This window comes from Variovorax sp. 679 (assembly GCF_003952185.1).
In the GTDB taxonomy this organism is placed as follows: Bacteria; Pseudomonadota; Gammaproteobacteria; order Burkholderiales; family Burkholderiaceae_C; genus Variovorax.
This window is the reverse complement of the sequence record NZ_RXFS01000004.1, coordinates 241,781-258,922: the sequence shown is the minus strand read 5'-3', so window position 1 is coordinate 258,922 and position 17,142 is coordinate 241,781. Positions and strand designations below refer to the sequence as shown.

The window sequence follows — 17,142 nt, the reverse complement described above, 5'->3', positions numbered from 1 at the left end:
CTTTTTCAATCCTGACCGGGCTCGGGGGCCAATCGAGCTGTCACAAACATCAGCTAAGCACCAGCACGCGGCCCGGCAATGTGCGCGCCTCGAGGTCGTACGAGCGCTGGATCTGCACCAGCACCGTGTCGAGCGAGGCGATGGCGAAACGCCCGCTCACCGGCCGGTCGGCCAGTGCGCGCGCAAGCAGCACCACGCGGCCCGGGCGGTAGCGGTTGATCTCGGCGATCACGTGCGCCAGCGGCGTCTGCCTGAACACCAGCACGCCCGAACGCCAGGCCGATACGTCGGTGCCCTGCACGCCGGTGGCGGCGCCGATGGAACCAGCGTCGTACACCACCTGCTGGCCGGCCTGCAGGGTGCGCGCGCCCCTGGCGTGCGCGACGCTCACGCTGCCCTCGATGCAGGTGACGCAGGTGCTGCCGTCGATGTGGCGCACCTCGAAGCGGCCCGACTGCGCGTCGCTGCGGCCCGCGCCGGCGACCACGCGGAACGCGGAGGCGCCGGATGCCGGGGAGAGATCGACCGCCGCCTCGCCCGAGATCAGGTCGATGCCGACCGTGCGACCGTCGCGCGTCTGGCGCTGCGCGCTGGTCTGCGTGTTGAGCACGAGGCCGACGCCTTCGGCGAGCACCACGGAGCGCTGCTCGCCGGTGGCAGTGTGGAAATCGGCGCTCCACTCGCTCACGGATGGCCACAGCGCCAGCGGCGGGTACACGGCTGCAGCAACGCCTGCTGCGCTCACCGCGGCACCGAGGAATGCACGACGCGCGAGCCGCGGCGACTGCGCCTTCTGCCGCATCGACTCGCGGTGGTCGGACAGCAGCGCGGGCTGCGCCTCCATCATCTGGCCGATGGCCGGATCGAGCGTCTTCCACAGCCGCTTCGCCTCGGCGAACGCCTGCGCGTGCAACTCGCTCGCTTCCTGCCAACGGCGCAAGCCCTCGAGGTCGCGCTGCGTGGCCTCGCCGGACGTGAGCCGGCGCAGCCAGGCCTGCGCTTCGCGCTGGACCTGGGCGGCCTTGTCGGGCTCGGCACGGATGTTCATATCCATGAGACGGCTGCGGGCACGGGGAACCGCATTTTATTTTTCATGGGCCCCCGGCGCATCGGGCGGACGACCCATGCGGGCCGCGCAGAAATCGTGGGCGTCCTTCAGCTCCTTTTCCACCGTGCGCAGCGAAACGCCGAGCCGCGCGGCCACCTCGCGCTGCGGCAGATGCTCCCAGCGCACCATCACCAGCACCTGGCGGCGGCGCGGCGGCATGCGTGCGATGAGCGCCGCGAGCGCGGCCATCTCGGAACGGTCCTCGGCGATCTGCGCGGGGCCGGGGGCCGTGTCGGGCGCGTCCTCGAGCAGCGCGTCGATCTCTTCCGACGTGGCCAGCCGGCCCTGCCTTGCGAGCTGGTCATAGGCCAGGTTGACGGCAACACGCAGCAGGTAGGACGCGGGGTCGCGCACTCCGTCGATGTCGTCGCGGCTTTCCAGGCGCAGCCATGTGTCCTGCAGCGCGTCGCCCGCGCGGTCGGCGTTGCCCAGCCGGCGCGTGAGCCGCTGCTTGAGCTCGTCGTAGCGCGAGACCAGGAAGTCGCGCAGCGCCGGCAGCGCGTTCTCGGGCATGACGGCGCGGCCTCAGCGCTGCGCCGGGCATTCGAGCCCCGGCGTCTGCGAGCGCGGCAGTATCAGCATCGTGAGCGGCTGCGCCATCCCGGGCGGCGGCGGTCGGTCGATGCGGATCTGGCCCAGGGTTTCGAGGATCGCGCCGTCGCGCGCGCGGTCGCCGCTGGTGTGCAGCAGGAAGGCGTTGGCGATGCGGCCTGTGCCGTCGATCACGAAGCGCATCGCGGCCCGGTACCCGCCGGGCGCGGTGCGCGGGTTGCCGCAGAAGGCCTCCCAGATGCGGGTCTGCACGAGGCCGTCGTAATTGCGGTCGGGCGATGCGGCAGGCACGGGGCCGGAGCCTTCGGTGTTCGAAGCCGGCGCGGCCACGGCATCCGTCGGGGCGGGCTTGAGCACGAAGGCGGCCGTTGCGCCGGAGCCCGCGTAGTCGGCCACCAGGCCCGTGCCCCGCAGCATCGCGCGCAGTGCCTCGGATGGTGTCGCCTCGGCATGCACGGCATTCGACTCGCGCTCCGCAACCAGCGCCGCGTCGAAGAACACCGGAAGGCCCGTGCGCAAGCCGTACTGTTCGAGCGCGGCGTGCAGCGGCTGGCGCGCGATGTCGAAGCGCAGGGGCACTGCCTCCTGCGGCTGCGCGCGCGCGTCCACGGCGGGCAACGTCATGCAGCACGCGAGCACGAGGCTTGCCAGATGAAACAGAAAGGGAGGGTCATGCCGCATGAGTTCGAAACGCCCGGCGAAGGCCGCCGCCCGGGGGCATGTTGCAGCGGATGCTAGGGCTGCTTCGTGACGATCGAGTGACTCGCACGGCGCCTTGCCGCCGGATCAGCACCGCCGCATGAAGCGAGGGGCGAGCGTCAGGTCGCGCCGAGGCTGAGCTGCAGCACCATCGGCTGGCGCATGTCGCGCGGCGGCGGCTCGGCCAGCGGTTGCGTGGTGAGCAGCGTGCGCAGGTCGGTGTCGGCCTGCGCATCGCCCAGCGAGTCGAAAGCCACGCGGTCGATCTTGCCGCTGGGCGCGACCCAAACGCGCACCACCACCGGCGGAGGCGGCACCGGCTGGCCCTCCTTGGTCGATATGCGCCCCTGCATCCACGCGTGCAGGCGCACCACCGTCTCGCTGGCGGGGTCGCCCAGCGTCGACTGCAGCTGGCTGCCGGCGAGGTTGGCGTAGCTGATCCAGTGCTGCGGCACCTGCTGCTGTGTCTGCGCCAGAGCGGTCACGGGCACGGCGGCACTGGCAAGCCCCAGGCCGAGCCAGCCGAGCGCGACGCGCAGGCGGGCCCGGCGGGGCATGGATCCTGGGGACTGTCGCTGGCCGCGAAGGCGAGCGAGAAAAGCGGCGGGGGGCATGAATGACAAGTGCGGTCGCGGAAGCTCCAATACCTCGACGGTTCGGAGCGCACGGGACTGCGCTTTGTCATGAAAATTTCATGAGAACGTCAGTCCGCAACGATTTGGACGGGCAGTAGCGCCGAACCGTCGCGGAAAAAAACAAAGAGCTGCTCCCATGCGGAAGCAGCTCTTTCATCTGCAAGACCCCGAAGGGTATTTTTCAGAACGGAATATCGTCGTCCATATCGTCGAAGCCCGACGACGACTTGGCCGGAGCCTGGCGCGGGGCCGGTGCCGGGGCACGCGGTGCAGCCGCTGGTGCGCGCGGGGCGTAGCCGCCACCGCCGCCGCCGCCATAACCGCCGTCGTCGTCGCTCGGACCCGACGGACCGCCCTGGCCCTGGCGGCTGCCGAGCATCTGCATCTGGTCGGCGCGGATCTCGGTGGTGTATTTTTCGATGCCGTCCTTGTCGGTCCACTTGCGCGTGCGCAGGCTTCCTTCGACATACACCTGCGAGCCCTTGCGCAGGTACTGGCCGGCGATTTCGGCCAGGCGGCCGTTGAAGACGATGCGGTGCCACTCGGTGGCTTCGCGCATTTCGCCGCTTTGCTTGTCTTTCCAGCGATCGGTGGTGGCCACTGTGACGTTCGCGACCTGATCGCCGCTCGGGAATGTACGCATCTCGGGGTCGCGCCCCAGATTGCCGACGACGATGACTTTATTGACCGATGCCATATGCACTGCCCCTGATAAGTAGATGGAGGAGGAGGTTGAGAAGAACCCTCGATTGTGCCCCAAGGCAGCCCGCCCTACTCCCGCCCGGTGCCAGAATGGGCCCCTGCGATGAACAGGGAACCTGACTTTTTCGAGCATCTGCGCGCCGAGCTGTCGAGCGGGCGTGTATGGCTCGACCGGGCGATCGTGCTGGGCTACGCCATCGCGGCAGGCCTCTTCGTGGTGGGCTTCACGCTGGCCAGCGACTGGGTCTTCGGCGAATTCCACCGCTTCTACCGCGCCTGGCCCTGGGCGGTGCTGCTGACCACGCCGCTGCTCACGGCCGGCATCGTCTGGTTCACGCTTCGATTCTTCCCCGGAGCCGGCGGCTCGGGCATTCCGCAGATCAAGGCCGCCCTGCATCCGGCCCTGCCCGGCGAGCGGCGCTTCGTCTTCGCCTCGCTGCGGCTCACGGTCGCGAAGATCGGGCTGGGCGTGGCGGGTTTCGCGGCCGGCCTTTCGATCGGGCGCGAAGGCCCCTCGGTACAGGTGGCGGCGGGCGTGATGCAGCATGCGCGCCGCTGGCTCTCGCCCAACACGGCCATCGACGGGCGCGCGCTGCTGGTGGCCGGCGGGGCCGCCGGCATCGCGGCGGCGTTCAACGCACCGCTGGCGGGCGTGGTGTTCGCCATCGAGGAGCTGTCGGGCCGGCTCGAGGCGCGCTCCAGCGGCCTGATCATCACGGCCATCGTGCTGGCAGGCCTGGTGGCGGTCTCGGCTTTCGGCAACACCAGCTACTTCGGCGTGATCCACGTGCCCCGGCTGGGCTGGGACGTGCTCGGGCCCGGCCTGCTGGTCACCCTGCTGAGCGGCGCCGCGGGCGGGCTGTTCGCGCGGCTGCTGATCGCCTCGCTCACGGGCACGGCCGGGCGCTTCAACCGCTGGCGGGCGCGCTTCCCCGTGCGCTTCGCAGCCATCGGCGGACTGGCGGTGGCCGTCATCGGGCTGGTCACGGGCGGCGTCACCTTCGGCGCGGGCTCGGAAGCGGTCAAGCAGATGCTGCAGGGCCACGACGAACTCACGCCGCTCTACACCGTGCTGAAGTTCGTCGCCACCTGGCTCACGGCGTGGTGCGGCGTGCCGGGCGGCATCTTCGCGCCCTCGCTGTCCATCGGCGCGGGCATCGGCGACGCGGTGGCGCGGCTGGCCAGCAGCGACCAGGGCCCGGCGCTCATCGCCATGGGCATGGCCGGCTTCCTGGCCGCGGTGACGCAGGCGCCGCTCACCGCCTTCATCATCGTCATGGAGATGGTCGACGGCCACTCGATGGTGCTGAGCCTGATGGCCGCCGCCATGCTGGCCAGCCTGGTCTCACGGATGATCAGCCGCCCCCTGTACGACACGCTGGCCGAGCACATGGTGAGCCGAGCGATCAGCAGTGGGGGCAGCGGAGGTGGCACCGACCCGGTGCACCCGCCTCCCGCAGAAGCCCCGAAGCCCGAACCGCCGGTTCCCTCCCCCTCGCCATGAAATCCCCGGCGGTCTATCATGTCCGGTTGCCCTCGGACGATCGCCCCCTTGAATTCAAAAGCCACTGAATACACCGACGCCGACGCGGAAAGCGCCCGCGACGCGGAACTCGAACGCAATACCTACCTCGGCGCGGTGCTGGCGCAGCAGCGCATCAGCATCCGGGGTGCGCGCACGCACAACCTGAAGAACGTCGATCTCGACATTCCTCGCAACAAGCTGGTGGTCATCACCGGCCTGTCGGGCTCGGGCAAGTCGAGCCTGGCCTTCGACACGCTGTATGCCGAAGGCCAGCGGCGCTACGTCGAGAGCCTGTCGGCCTATGCGCGGCAGTTTTTGCAGCTGATGGACAAGCCCGACGTCGACGTGATCGAGGGCCTCTCGCCCGCCATAAGCATCGAGCAGAAGGCCACCAGCCACAACCCGCGCTCCACCGTGGGCACCGTGACCGAGATCCACGACTACCTGCGCCTGCTGTACGCCCGCGCCGGCACGCCCTACTGCCCCGACCACCACCTGCCGCTGCAGGCGCAGACCGTGTCGCAGATGGTCGATGCCACGCTGGCATTGCCCGACGAGCCGCGCCTGATGATCCTGGCGCCGGTCGCGCGCGAGAAGAAGGGCGAGTTCCTCGAGCTCTTCGCCGAGATGCAGGCGGCCGGCTACGTACGCTTCCGCGTCGACGGGCAGACCTACGAATACAACGACCTGCCCAAGCTCAAGAAGACCGAGAAGCACGACATCGACGTCGTCATCGACCGCCTTCGCGCGCGCCCCGACATGCAGCAGCGCCTGGCCGAGAGCTTCGAGGCCGCATTGCGCCTGGCCGAGGGACGCGCCATCGCGCTGCAGTTGGGCGCCGAGGGCGCGCCCGACAAGGAGCACCTGTTCAACGCCAAGTTCGCCTGCCCGATCTGCCACTACTCGCTGTCGGAGCTGGAGCCGCGCCTCTTCTCGTTCAACTCGCCCGTGGGCGCCTGCCCGAGCTGCGACGGCCTCGGCCACCGCGAGGTGTTCGATCCGGCGCGCGTGGTGGCCTTTCCATCGCTCTCGATGGCCAGCGGCGCCGTCAAGGGCTGGGACCGCCGAAACGGCTACTACTTCAGCATGATCGAGAGCGTCGCGAAGCACTACAAGTTCGACGTCGACGCGCCCTTCGAATCGCTTCCCGCCTCGGTGCAGCACGTGCTGCTGCACGGCTCGGCCGCCGAGGAGATCAAGTTCAACTACACCATGGAGTCGGGCAACTTCGCGGGCAAGAAGCTCACGAAGAAGCATCCCTTCGAGGGGATCATTCCGAACATGACGCGGCGCTACCGCGAGACCGACTCGGTGATGGTGCGCGAAGACCTCGCGCGCTTCCGCAACCTGCAGCCCTGCCCCGACTGCGGCGGCTCGCGCCTGCGGCCCGAGGCGCGCAACGTGTTCCTGGTCGACGAGGCGAACCGCCCGGCCGACGGCGGCGAGCCGCCGCGCATGGCCATCTACGAACTCAGCCGCCTCACGCTGCGCGATTCGTTCGCATGGTTCGAGAAGCTCAAGCTGCGCGGCGCCAAGGCGGAGATCGCCGACAAGGTGGTGCGCGAGATCGGCCTGCGCCTGAAGTTCCTGAACGACGTGGGCCTCAACTACCTGAGCCTGGACCGCAGCGCCGAGACGCTTTCGGGCGGCGAGGCGCAGCGCATCCGCCTCGCCTCGCAGATCGGCTCCGGCCTCACTGGCGTGATGTACGTGCTCGACGAGCCCAGCATCGGCCTGCACCAGCGCGACAACGACCGCCTCATCGGCACGCTCAAGCACCTGCGCGACATCGGCAACAGCGTGATCGTGGTCGAACACGACGAGGACATGATCCACGCCGCCGACCACGTGATCGACATGGGCCCCGGCGCCGGCGTGCACGGCGGCCGCGTGATGGCGCAAGGCACCTACACCGAGGTTTCGTCGAACCCCGATTCGCTCACCGGCCAGTACCTGTCAGGCGTTCGCAAGATCGAGGTGCCGAAGCACCGCACCGCCTGGCTGCCGGCGACGAAGCAACCCGCCTTCCACGAGGGAAAGAAGCCCCCGCGCTTTCCGCCCAGCCCGGCCGCCGAGCGCCGCGCCGCACGCGAGGCAGCGCACCTCGCCACGCAGACCGACCTGCAGGAAATCCGCGTCGTCGGCGCCACCGGCAACAACCTGAAGAACGTGAGCGTGGCCTTCCCCGTCGGCCTGCTGACCTGCGTGACGGGCGTGTCGGGCTCGGGCAAGTCGACGCTGGTGAACGACACGCTCTACACGGCCGTCGCGCGCACCCTGTACCGCGCCCACGAGGAGCCGGCCGCGCACGAATCGGTGGAAGGCATCGAGTACTTCGACAAGGTCATCAACGTTGACCAGAGCCCCATCGGCCGCACGCCGCGCAGCAACCCGGCCACCTACACGGGCCTGTTCACACCCATCCGCGAACTCATGGCCGAGACCAACACCGCGCGCGAGCGCGGCTACGGCCCGGGCCGCTTCAGCTTCAACGTGGCGGGCGGGCGCTGCGAGGCCTGCCAGGGCGACGGCGTGGTGAAGGTCGAGATGCACTTCCTGCCCGACGTGTACGTGCCCTGCGAGGTCTGCCACGGCCAGCGCTACAACCGCGAGACGCTGGAGGTGCTCTACAAGGGCAAGAACATCGCGCAGATCCTGGAGATGACGGTCGAGGCCGCGCACGATTTCCTGCGAGCCGTGCCCACCATCGAGCGCAAGCTGCGCACCCTGCTGGACGTGGGCCTGAGCTACATCAAGCTGGGCCAGTCGGCCACCACGCTGTCGGGCGGCGAGGCCCAGCGCGTGAAGCTCGCGCTGGAACTCAGCAAGCGCGACACCGGCCGCACGCTCTACATCCTCGACGAGCCGACCACCGGCCTGCACTTTGCCGACATCGAGCTGCTGCTGAAGGTGCTGCACCAGCTGCGCGACGCGGGCAACACCATCGTCGTGATCGAGCACAACCTCGACGTCATCAAGACGGCCGACTGGCTGATCGACATGGGCCCCGAAGGCGGTGCCGGCGGCGGCACGGTGGTGGGCGAAGGCACGCCGGAGGACATCGCGGCGAATGAAGCGAGCCATACGGGGCGGTATCTGAAGCGGCTGCTGTAGCCGCTCCAGCACGAATGCCCGGGCCGCGCCACAATCGCGGCCCATGCCCTCCTTCACCCCGCGCCAGTTCGTCCTTCTCGTTCTCCTGACCCTCGCGTGGGGCTTCAACTGGCCGGTGATGAAGCTCGGCGTGGCCGACTACCCGCCGCTGGCCTTCCGCGCAATCTCGATCTGGCTGGGCCTGCCGGTGCTGGGACTGGCCCTGGTCTGGATGAAGGTGCCGTTCCGCGTGCCGCGCAGCGCGTGGTCCGAGTTGGTCTGGCTGGGCGCCACCAACATGTTCGTCTGGCACGCCTGCATCATCCTCGCGGTGAAGGCGCTCTCGGGCGGGCGCGCAGCGATCCTGGGCTACACGATGCCGGTGTTCTCGGCCGTCATCGGTGCGCTGCTGTTCTCCGCCGCGCTCACGCGGCGCGCGTGGCTGGGCGTTGGCGCCTGCGCGGTCGGCGTGGGCCTGCTGCTGTGGCACGAGCTCACGAACCTGTCGGGCCGGCCCGGCTACGTGGCGCTGGCACTGGTGGCCGCGGCCACGTGGGCGCTGGGCACGCAGCTGCTGCGCCACACGCGCATCGGCCTGCCGACGCTCACGCTCTCGTTCTGGATGACCGCGATGACGGCCGTGGTGATGACGGTGCTCTCGCTGCTGTTCGAGCGCGACCAGTGGCGCTGGCCGGGCCAGGTGACCTGGGGATCGATCCTCTACAACGCGGTGCTGATCTTCGGCTTCGCGCACGCCGCATGGTTCTACCTCGCGCGCGGCCTGCCGCCGATCGCGTCGACGCTGAGCGTGATGTTCATCCCGGTGCTCGGCGTGTTCAGTGGCGCGGTGTGGCTCGGCGAGGCTGTGCACTGGCAGGACTGGGTGGCGGTGGCGCTGATGATGGTCGCCATCGCCTCGGTACTCTGGCCCTCGAAGGCGGCCAGGAGCTGAACCCGGACCTCAGGTCGTCGTCTGCACGTGCAGGCGGCTGGTCTTGCAGCGGTGCAGCGCGCGGTAGTGCTCCAGCGGCCTGCCGTTGGCCCCGTAGGCAATCGACTCGATGCGCAGCAGCGGCTCGGGCTGCGGCAGATTGAGCAGGTCGCAGGTCTCGGCGTCGGGCAGCACGGCATCGATCCAGCGTTCGGCGCGCACCAGGCGCAGGCCGTACTGGCGGCGCAGCACGTCGTAGAGCGAGCGATCGTCCAGGCGCGTGCGGTGCAGGCCCGGCGCCAGGTCGGCGGGCACCACGGTCTCCACCAGCAGGCGCAACTCGCCGTCCACGCTGCGCAGGCGCTTGAGCGCCACCACCTGCGTGTCGTCGGTCAGGCCGAGCGATGCGGCCTCCTGCTCGGTGGGCGCGCGCAGCTCCTGCGTGAGGATCTGCGTGCGCACCGAGCGGCCCTTGCGCTCCATCTCGTCGGAGAAGCCGAGCACGGTGGAGACGAAATCTTCATCGCGCTCGCGCGCCGAGACGAAGGCGCCACGGCCCTTGATCTTGTAGATGAGGTTGTTGCGCACCAGGTCGGCCAGCGCCTCGCGCACCACGATGCGCGAGATGCCGAACTGCTCGCCTAGCTCGGCTTCGGACGGCAGCTTGGCGCCGATGGGCAGCACGCCCTGCAGGATCTGCATGCGCAGCGCGTCGCGGAACTGGGCCCACAGCGGGGACTCGGAGTCGCGGTCGAGGACGGTCGAAATTTCGGTCTGAGAGTTCACGTCGAGGGCTGGCCCATGGCCTGAGGAGTCATCAATGATGCATCGAAAGATGCCGGCGCATCGGCCGCCACCGGCGAAAGCCGCACGCCGTGGCGCTCGCGCAGCGCGGTGGCGCAGGCCTTCAGCTCGGCGTGCTGCTGCGCCGAGTCCCAGCCCAGCGCCTCGGCGGCGATGCCGGCCATCTCGGCGAGCGCGGCATCGGTGACGAGCCCGCGGATGGCCAGCAGCGTGCGGCGGATCACGAGGTCGTCGAGATGCACCACGCCGGTTTCGAGGCAGAGATACGAAAGCTCGGCGACCGAGTAGTCGGGCGCATGGTGCAGCGGCATGTCGCCCGAGGCCGCCAGGCGCTGTGCGAGCGGCAGCGCCTTCGATCCGTAGCGCCGCAGCAGCACCTGCGCGCGCGTGCGGCTCATGCCGGAGGCACCGACCATGCGCTCGACGAAACGTTCAGCCGCCTGCGCGTCGGCCGGCAGCTCGGCACCACCGCCGATGGGCAGCATGTCGGTCGATGCCGTGCGCGGACGGCCCAGCTGCTTCAGCACTTCGTTGGTGGCTTCCTCGGCAAGCGCGCGGAAGGTGGTCCACTTGCCGCCGACGAGGCCGACGACGGGAATATCGCGCGTGGCGCTCGGCGGGTCGAGCACCACCGAGTGGTCGCGCGAGATCTGCCCCGGCTTGTCGGCATCGGAGCGCGCCAGCGGCCGCACGCCGACATACGTGTACACCACGTCGCCGCGGCCGAAGCGCAGGTTCGGGAACACCTCGGCCAGCACGTCGAGCAGGTAGTCGACCTCCTCGGGCTCGGTCACGATCTTGTCGGGGTCGTCCACCGGAATGTCGGTGGAGCCCACCAGCACGCGGTCGAGGAAGGGATAGACGATGCATACGCGCCCGTCCACCGCCTCGAAGTAGGCCATGCGGCCTTCGAGCGCGTCGCGCAGCGCGGGGTGGTCGAGCACGAGGTGCGAGCCCTTGGTGCCCATCACGCGCGGGCCGGCGCCGCCGAGCACTGCCGTGCTGCGGTCCAGCCATGCGCCACTGGCGTTCACCACGGTGTCGGCCGTCACGCGTACCAGCGCGCCGGTGATCTCGTCGCGCAGCGTGATGATGTTGCCCGCGCAGCCCATCACGCGGCAGTAGTTGGCGGCGGCCGAGCGCGGCTGGTCGCGGCAGGCATCGCCGATGAGTTCGAGGATGAGCCATTCGGGGTGGCTGATCCACGCGTCGAAGAAGGTGGCGGTCCAGCGCACCGCGGCGCGGAACAGGCTGCGGTCGTTCTGCGGCACGCGGCTGATGCGGTGGTTGGGCATCACGCGCTGGCGGCGGCCGAGCAGGTCGTACAGGCGCAGGCCCGCCGCCACGGCCAGCAGCCCGCGCGTGCGTTGCGGCGGCGTGCGGCCGAAGAACTTGAGCGCGCTGCTCATCAGGCCGCCGAAGAAGCTCGACAGCGGCACCACCGTCTTCAACGGCTGCACCAGGTGCGGCGCATTGCGCAGCAGCAGGTTGCGCTCGCGCGTGGCTTCGGCCACGAGCGAGAAGCTGCCGTTCTCGAGGTAGCGCAAGCCTCCGTGGATCATGCGCGAGGGCGCGCTGCTGGCGCCCGCGCTGAAGTCGCCCTTGTCGACGATGAGGCAGTCGACGCGCTGCAGGCACAGGTCGCGGAACACGCCGACGCCGTTGATGCCGGCGCCGATGATGACTGTCGAGAAATGGCGGTCCGCCAAAGAAGCAGGACGCACGAAGGGCAGTTGCCAGGCGCTCATCGGGAAACCTCCGCGCTGGGCGCTGCGGTGCGGACGCCTTCGGGCGGCCGGGCGGCGCCCATCGCGCCTCCCGCCAGATGGGAAAACACAGGAGACATGGTGTCGATCAGTTCGTTGAAGCCGGCAATGAAGTCGGCATGGGCGCGCGCCTCGGCGGCATCGGGTTCTACGGTGTCGCAGGGCGCGAGCAAGGCGCTGTCCTCTTCGGCACGGTCGATGCCCTGCGACATGGCCGCGTAGATGGCGGCACCGCGCGCGCCGGTTTCATCGTCGGCGCAGCGTTCGACCGGATGGCCGAGGAAGCCCGCGAGCAGGCGCACGAGGCGCGTGTCGCTCGCGCCGCCGCCGAGCACGGTGGATGCGGACACGGGCAACCCGCAGGCCGCGAGACGCGCCGTGTGCCGTGCATGCAGCGCGGCGACCGCATCGACCACCGCGCGCGCCATGTCGCCGCGCGTGTGATGGCTCTTGAGGCCGACGAAACCCGCCGTCACGCCTCCACCGCCGTTGACGAAAGGCAGGAAGCGCAGGCCGCCGGCACCCAGCGGCACCGACATCGCCAGGTCGACCACCGCGCGCGAATCGGGCAGCCCGAGCACGCCGGCCAGCCACGCGATGTTGGCCATCGACGAAGGGCTGTTCTCCATGTAGAGCCGCTTGTCCTCGCGACCGAAGTTGACGACGGCGGCCACGGCCGGCTTGGGCTCGATCACCGGCCCGATCACCGCATTCACGCACCAGGTGCCGAAGACCGACACCGCGCGCCCGCGCCCTTCGGCACAGATCGCGGTCATCGAGGCGAGCAGGTCGATGGCGCCCATCGCCACGGGAATGCCCGATGGCAGACCGCACAGCGCGGCTTCCGAAGGCCGCAGCCTGCCGACGATCTCGCCGCTGGGCACCAGCGGACCGAAGACGTGGGGGCCGAGGTCCGCGATGCCCGAGGCATCGAAGGCCGCCTGCGACCACGTGCCCGTCGCGATCGACACCAGTCCGGCGGTGCTCGCGTCGCTCGCATCGGTCGCGATCTCGCCGGTCAGCAGGAAGCCGAGATAGTCCTTCGCAAACATCAGCCGGCGCACCGCGCCGCGCTGCACGGCGTCGGTGCCCAGCAGCTCGGCCGCGATCACCGTGGGCTGACCCGGCCAGGGCTGGCAGCCCACGTCGGCGAAGAGCGCCGGGCCGTGGCCGAGCGCGAGGGAACGCGCACGCGCGTCGGCGCGCTGGTCGGTGGAAGCGACAGCGCGTCCGCCCACGAGCTCGTTGCGCGCGTCGAGCGCATAGAGTCCCGCGCCATGGCCGGTGCAGCCGATGGCGCGGACCTCCGCCACGCGGTCTCCGAGTTGATGGGCGACGTCGCGCAGCACGTGGGTAAGCGCTGCGCGGATGGCCGTCACGCTCACTTCGCATCCCCCTCCGGGCAGCCGGTCGTGCGGCAGTGGCATTCGGGACAGGGCGACGGAGCGGCCGCTCCCGGCTTCGAGGGCCAGGGCTTTCAGGCTGCTCGACCCCATGTCGATGCCGATCAGTATGTTTGGCTTCATGTCATAACAGCTTCGGCTGAATAAAAGCGCCTTGCCAGTAGCGTTTCCCCTAGTTATGCCTGCAAACGGCCAGCGCGTACATTCTAGCCTGTCATAACAACTGATGTGACAAAGAGGTTCCAGGTGCTGCCCTGAAAAGCAGCGCCGACAAGCTGTGCCACCCAACGTGAGGAGACAAAAAATGAGGCGTAATTTCCTGAAGTCCGCCGCGGCAGCCGGCATCGGCCTGGCCGGCGCGAGCGCATTCGCGCAGCAGCAGGCGGCTGCCCCCGCCGCGGCAGGCGGCCTGCGCGGCAACCCCAGCGACGTCTACGTGATGAACGTGATGGTGTCGGGGGTCGAGTACTGGTTTCCGGTCTACGAAATGATGAAGCAGCTCGGCCGCACGCTGGGCGTTCGCACCCGCTACACCGGCACGCCGGAGTACGACGTGAACAAGCAGCTCGCGTCCTTCGAGCAGGAACTGGCGCGCAAGCCCGCGGGCATCCTGCTGCACCCGATGAACCCCGACCCGTTCATCGAGCCGATCAACCGCGCCGCGGCAATGGGCATCCCGGTCGTCACCTTCGCGGCCGACTCGCCGAACTCAAAGCGCACTTCCTTCGTCACCTCCGACAACGACCGCGAAGGCACGCAGGCGGCCGACGCCATCGCGGCCTCGCTGGGCGGCAAGGGCGAATACGCCGTGCTGGAGAACCCGGGCCAGGACAACCACGACCGCCGCATCGCCGCCTTCGTCAACCGCATGAAGGCCAAGCACCCCGGCATGAAGCTGGTCGGCCGCGCCGCCAGCAACCAGGACCCGAACAAGGCCTACCAGGCGGTGCTGAGCCTCGCGCAGGCCAACCCGAACCTGGGCGCCCTCTTCATGCCCGAGGCCAACTCGGCGCTCGGCGCGGCGCAGGCCAAGGTCGAGACCAAGAAGAACATCAAGGTGATGTGCTGCGACGTGAACGCGAAGATCCTCGACATGATCAAGTCGGGCGACGTGTTCGGCTCCATCAACCCGAACCAGGGCATGCAGGGCTACATGGGCATGATGATGCTGTTCCTGGCCAAGAACCCGACGCTCATCGACCCGATGAACGACGCCAAGCGCAACGGCACCAACCCCATGGCCGTGCCCTTCCTGGACAACGGCCTGTCGGTGGTGAGCAAGGCCAACGCCGACGACTTCTACTGGGACAAGTACCTCGCCCGCCGCGGCACCAAGGGCATCGGCGAGTGAATGGGCACGAAGCGATGAGCGCACTGCTCGAATTGCGGCGCATCAGCAAGCGCTTCGGCGCTTCGCGCGCGCTCTCGGGCGTGGACTTCACGCTGCACAGCGGCGAGATCCACGCCCTGTGCGGCGAGAACGGCGCGGGCAAGTCCACGCTGATGAACATCATCGACGGCATCCACCAGCCGGACGAGGGCACGATCGCGCTCGACGGGCAGCAGGTGGTCATAGACGGCCCGGCGCACGCCATGCGCCTGGGCATCGGCCTGGTGCACCAGGAGATCGCCCTGTGCGGCGACGCCACCGTGGCCGAGAACATCTTCATGCCGGAAATCAACGCCGGCAAGAGCGCGTGGATGAACTACGCGAGCCTCAACGAACGCGCGGCCAAGGTGCTGCAGCGGCTGGGGCAGGACGTCGATCCGTCCGCGCTGGTGAAGGACCTGAGCATCTCCACGCAGCAGCTCATCGAGATCGCGAAGGCGCTCACGCTGGACTGCAAGGTGCTGATCCTCGACGAACCCACCGCCGCGCTGACCGACAACGAATCGGCCGCGCTCTTCAAGGTGCTGCACGACCTCAAGGCGCAGGGCATCGGCATCATCTACATCAGCCACCGCATGGCCGAGATCTTCGCGCACTGCTCGCGCGTGACCGTGCTGCGCGACGGGCGCGACGTGCACAGCGGCCCGCTGGCCGAGCTCGACGCCGACGGCCTGGTGCGCCGCATGGTCGGGCGCGACCTCGGTAACTACTACCCGCCCAAGCAGGATGAGCCTGCATCGGGCGAACACGTGCTCGAAGTGACGGACATCGCCGACGGCGAGCGCGTGCACGGCGTGTCGTTCAGGCTGAAGCGCGGCGAGATCCTCGGCATCGCGGGCCTGATGGGCGCCGGCCGCAGCGAACTCGCCGAGACCGTGTGCGGCCTGCGCACGGCCCGCGGCGGCAGCGTGCGCCTGCGCGGCAGGGAACTCGCGATCCGCAAGTACAGCGACGCGCTGCGCGAGGGCATCGCCTATCTCAGCGAAGACCGCAAGGCGGCCGGCGTGTATCTCGACCTGCCGATTGCGCAGAACATCGCGTCGATGGCGCTGAAGCGCGTGAGCTCGCGTTTCGGCCTGCTGCAGCGCGCGGCCGAGCGCAGACTCGCGATCGACCTGGGCGCCAAGCTCAAGCTCAAGTCCGACGGGGTCGACATCGACGTGGCGAGCCTGTCGGGCGGCAACCAGCAGAAGGTGGCCATCGCCAAGCTGCTGGCCACCAATCCGTCGGTGCTGCTGATGGACGAACCCACGCGCGGCGTGGACGTTGGCGCCAAGTCGGAGATCCATCACATCCTGCGCGAGTTGGCCGGCCAGGGCGTGGGCGTGATCGTGATCTCGTCGGAGTTGCCCGAGATCATCGGGCTGTGCGACCGCGCGCTGGTGATACGCGACGGCCGGCTCGCCGGCGAAGTGCAAGACAAGGACATGACGGAAGAGGCTCTGCTGCGGCTGGCCTCCGGACTTTGCGAAGAGGAAGCGACAGCATGAATTACCCAGCACAACTCGATGCGGGGGCCGCCCCAGGCCTCCAGCCACGCCAGTCGGGCGGAGGAGGCCCCGTGAAACCCGCCAGCAAACTCGGCAGCATGCGCGAGATGGGCTTGCTGCTCATCATTGCCGCGCTGTGCGTGGGCATGAGCTTCGCCTCGCCCTACTTCCTCACGTGGGACAACGTGCGCGCGATGCTGCTGTCGTTCTCCATCGAGGGCATCGTGGTGGTGGGCATGACGATCCTGCTGATCGTCGGTGGCATCGACCTGTCGGTGGGCTCGGTGGTGTGCTTCGCGATGGTGGTCACGGGCAAGCTGTTCCTCATGGGCTTCGACCCATGGACGGCGGGGCTCATCGCCATTGCCGCCAGCGCCATGATCGGCGCGATGATCGGCGGCTGCGTCACGCGCATCGGGCTGAACCACTTCATCGCCTCGCTGGCCTTCATGGTGATCGTGCGCGGCCTGTGTCTCGCACTCACGCAGGGCACACCGCAGTCGCTGTTCTCGTTGCCGGCGGAGTTCAAGTTCATCGGCCAGGGCACGCTCTTCGGCATTCCGGCGGTGATCCTGATCTTCCTGGTGATCGTGGTGGTGAGCGACTTCGTGCTGCGCCGCTCCACCCTGCTGCGCCGCGTGTTCTACACCGGCAGCAACGAGAAGGCGGCGCTCTATTCGGGCATCCGCGTGGGCCACGTGAAGTTCTGGGTCACGGTGCTGTGCGCGGCCTCGGCCGGGCTCGCTGGCGTGATCTACACGGCGCGCTTCGGCGCGGCCACGCCCACCTTCGGCATGGGCATGGAGCTCAACGTGATCGCCGCGGCAGTGATCGGCGGCGCCAGCCTCAAGGGCGGCTCGGGCACGGTGCTCGGCGCGGTGCTGGGCCTGGCGCTGCTGTCGGTGGTGACCAGCTCGCTGATCCTGCTCGACGTATCGCCCTACTGGCAGGACGTGATCAAGGGCCTGATCCTGCTCGCGGCCGTGACCATCGACCACCTCATGAACACGAGAAAGACAAAGCGATGAGCAACAACGCATCGAC

The 17,142-nt window shown here is 69.0% G+C and carries 14 protein-coding genes; 6 read left to right on the top strand and 8 right to left on the bottom strand.

Features of this window, described 5'->3' with window-relative positions:
* Positions 1-49: 49 nt before the first annotated feature.
* The 5 genes from EJO71_RS11695 to ssb form a co-directional block, all read right to left on the bottom strand.
* Complete coding sequence (locus tag EJO71_RS11695) at positions 50-1,054, bottom strand: FecR domain-containing protein (RefSeq protein ID WP_125948879.1); 1,005 nt, start codon at positions 1,052-1,054, stop codon at positions 50-52.
* A 30-nt stretch (positions 1,055-1,084) separates the two neighbouring features.
* On the bottom strand, positions 1,085-1,621 hold the full coding sequence (locus EJO71_RS11690; protein ID WP_125948878.1) for an RNA polymerase sigma factor: 537 nt from the start codon (positions 1,619-1,621) through the stop codon (positions 1,085-1,087).
* Between the two features lie 12 nt (positions 1,622-1,633).
* Entirely contained in the window at positions 1,634-2,284 is a 651-nt protein-coding gene (locus EJO71_RS11685; protein WP_164546809.1) for a secretin and TonB N-terminal domain-containing protein, read from the bottom strand.
* Between the two features lie 194 nt (positions 2,285-2,478).
* On the bottom strand, positions 2,479-2,916 hold the full coding sequence (locus tag EJO71_RS11680) for a hypothetical protein (RefSeq protein WP_125948876.1): 438 nt from the start codon (positions 2,914-2,916) through the stop codon (positions 2,479-2,481).
* Positions 2,917-3,175: 259 nt separating this feature from the next.
* A complete protein-coding gene (gene ssb, locus EJO71_RS11675) occupies positions 3,176-3,691 on the bottom strand; it encodes a single-stranded DNA-binding protein (protein WP_125948875.1) in 516 nt (171 codons plus the stop codon).
* A 108-nt stretch (positions 3,692-3,799) separates the two neighbouring features.
* On the opposite strand from ssb, the gene EJO71_RS11670 reads away from it, so the two are divergent.
* Genes EJO71_RS11670 through EJO71_RS11660 form a run of 3 tightly spaced genes read left to right on the top strand, consistent with a single transcriptional unit; the run spans position 3,800 to position 9,266 of the window.
* Entirely contained in the window at positions 3,800-5,200 is a 1,401-nt protein-coding gene (locus EJO71_RS11670; RefSeq protein WP_125948874.1) for a chloride channel protein, read from the top strand.
* Between the two features lie 18 nt (positions 5,201-5,218).
* Positions 5,219-8,335: an excinuclease ABC subunit UvrA gene (gene uvrA, locus EJO71_RS11665; protein WP_125948873.1), complete on the top strand. Its 3,117-nt coding sequence runs from the start codon at positions 5,219-5,221 to the stop codon at positions 8,333-8,335.
* Between the two features lie 43 nt (positions 8,336-8,378).
* Positions 8,379-9,266 (top strand): DMT family transporter, encoded by an 888-nt coding sequence (locus tag EJO71_RS11660; protein WP_125948872.1) that lies wholly within the window; start codon positions 8,379-8,381, stop codon positions 9,264-9,266.
* 9 nt (positions 9,267-9,275) lie between these two features.
* Here the strand turns inward: EJO71_RS11660 and EJO71_RS11655 are convergent, their stop codons facing one another.
* Genes EJO71_RS11655 through EJO71_RS11645 form a run of 3 tightly spaced genes read right to left on the bottom strand, consistent with a single transcriptional unit; the run spans position 9,276 to position 13,341 of the window.
* Positions 9,276-10,031 (bottom strand): GntR family transcriptional regulator, encoded by a 756-nt coding sequence (locus EJO71_RS11655; RefSeq protein ID WP_093209064.1) that lies wholly within the window; start codon positions 10,029-10,031, stop codon positions 9,276-9,278.
* Complete coding sequence (locus EJO71_RS11650) at positions 10,028-11,797, bottom strand: glycerol-3-phosphate dehydrogenase/oxidase (protein WP_125948871.1); 1,770 nt, start codon at positions 11,795-11,797, stop codon at positions 10,028-10,030. The genes EJO71_RS11655 and EJO71_RS11650 overlap by 4 nt, the downstream gene beginning before the upstream one ends.
* A complete protein-coding gene (locus tag EJO71_RS11645; RefSeq protein WP_125948870.1) occupies positions 11,794-13,341 on the bottom strand; it encodes an FGGY family carbohydrate kinase in 1,548 nt (515 codons plus the stop codon). Before EJO71_RS11645 ends, EJO71_RS11650 begins: the two co-directional genes overlap by 4 nt.
* Positions 13,342-13,522: 181 nt before the next feature.
* On the opposite strand from EJO71_RS11645, the gene EJO71_RS11640 reads away from it, so the two are divergent.
* Genes EJO71_RS11640 through EJO71_RS11630 form a run of 3 tightly spaced genes read left to right on the top strand, consistent with a single transcriptional unit; the run spans position 13,523 to position 17,126 of the window.
* Entirely contained in the window at positions 13,523-14,569 is a 1,047-nt protein-coding gene (locus tag EJO71_RS11640) for a substrate-binding domain-containing protein (protein ID WP_125948869.1), read from the top strand.
* Between the two features lie 14 nt (positions 14,570-14,583).
* Positions 14,584-16,098, top strand: a complete 1,515-nt coding sequence (locus EJO71_RS11635) for a sugar ABC transporter ATP-binding protein (protein WP_125948868.1) — start codon at positions 14,584-14,586, stop codon at positions 16,096-16,098.
* A complete protein-coding gene (locus EJO71_RS11630; RefSeq protein ID WP_125948867.1) occupies positions 16,095-17,126 on the top strand; it encodes an ABC transporter permease in 1,032 nt (343 codons plus the stop codon). The genes EJO71_RS11635 and EJO71_RS11630 overlap by 4 nt, the downstream gene beginning before the upstream one ends.
* Positions 17,127-17,142: the final 16 nt, after the last annotated feature.

Bases quoted from the DNA above. Each gene is read 5' to 3' on its own strand.
- EJO71_RS11695 (WP_125948879.1), bottom strand. From the start codon at position 1,054: ATGGATATGAACATCCGTGCCGAGCCCGACAAGGCCGCCCAGGTCCAG.
- EJO71_RS11690 (WP_125948878.1), bottom strand. From the start codon at position 1,621: ATGCCCGAGAACGCGCTGCCGGCGCTGCGCGACTTCCTGGTCTCGCGC.
- EJO71_RS11685 (WP_164546809.1), bottom strand. From the start codon at position 2,284: ATGACGTTGCCCGCCGTGGACGCGCGCGCGCAGCCGCAGGAGGCAGTG.
- EJO71_RS11680 (WP_125948876.1), bottom strand. From the start codon at position 2,916: ATGCCCCGCCGGGCCCGCCTGCGCGTCGCGCTCGGCTGGCTCGGCCTG.
- ssb (WP_125948875.1), bottom strand. From the start codon at position 3,691: ATGGCATCGGTCAATAAAGTCATCGTCGTCGGCAATCTGGGGCGCGAC.
- EJO71_RS11670 (WP_125948874.1), top strand. From the start codon at position 3,800: ATGAACAGGGAACCTGACTTTTTCGAGCATCTGCGCGCCGAGCTGTCG.
- uvrA (WP_125948873.1), top strand. From the start codon at position 5,219: ATGTCCGGTTGCCCTCGGACGATCGCCCCCTTGAATTCAAAAGCCACT.
- EJO71_RS11660 (WP_125948872.1), top strand. From the start codon at position 8,379: ATGCCCTCCTTCACCCCGCGCCAGTTCGTCCTTCTCGTTCTCCTGACC.
- EJO71_RS11650 (WP_125948871.1), bottom strand. From the start codon at position 11,797: ATGAGCGCCTGGCAACTGCCCTTCGTGCGTCCTGCTTCTTTGGCGGAC.
- EJO71_RS11645 (WP_125948870.1), bottom strand. From the start codon at position 13,341: ATGAAGCCAAACATACTGATCGGCATCGACATGGGGTCGAGCAGCCTG.
- EJO71_RS11640 (WP_125948869.1), top strand. From the start codon at position 13,523: ATGAGGCGTAATTTCCTGAAGTCCGCCGCGGCAGCCGGCATCGGCCTG.
- EJO71_RS11635 (WP_125948868.1), top strand. From the start codon at position 14,584: ATGAGCGCACTGCTCGAATTGCGGCGCATCAGCAAGCGCTTCGGCGCT.
- EJO71_RS11630 (WP_125948867.1), top strand. From the start codon at position 16,095: ATGAATTACCCAGCACAACTCGATGCGGGGGCCGCCCCAGGCCTCCAG.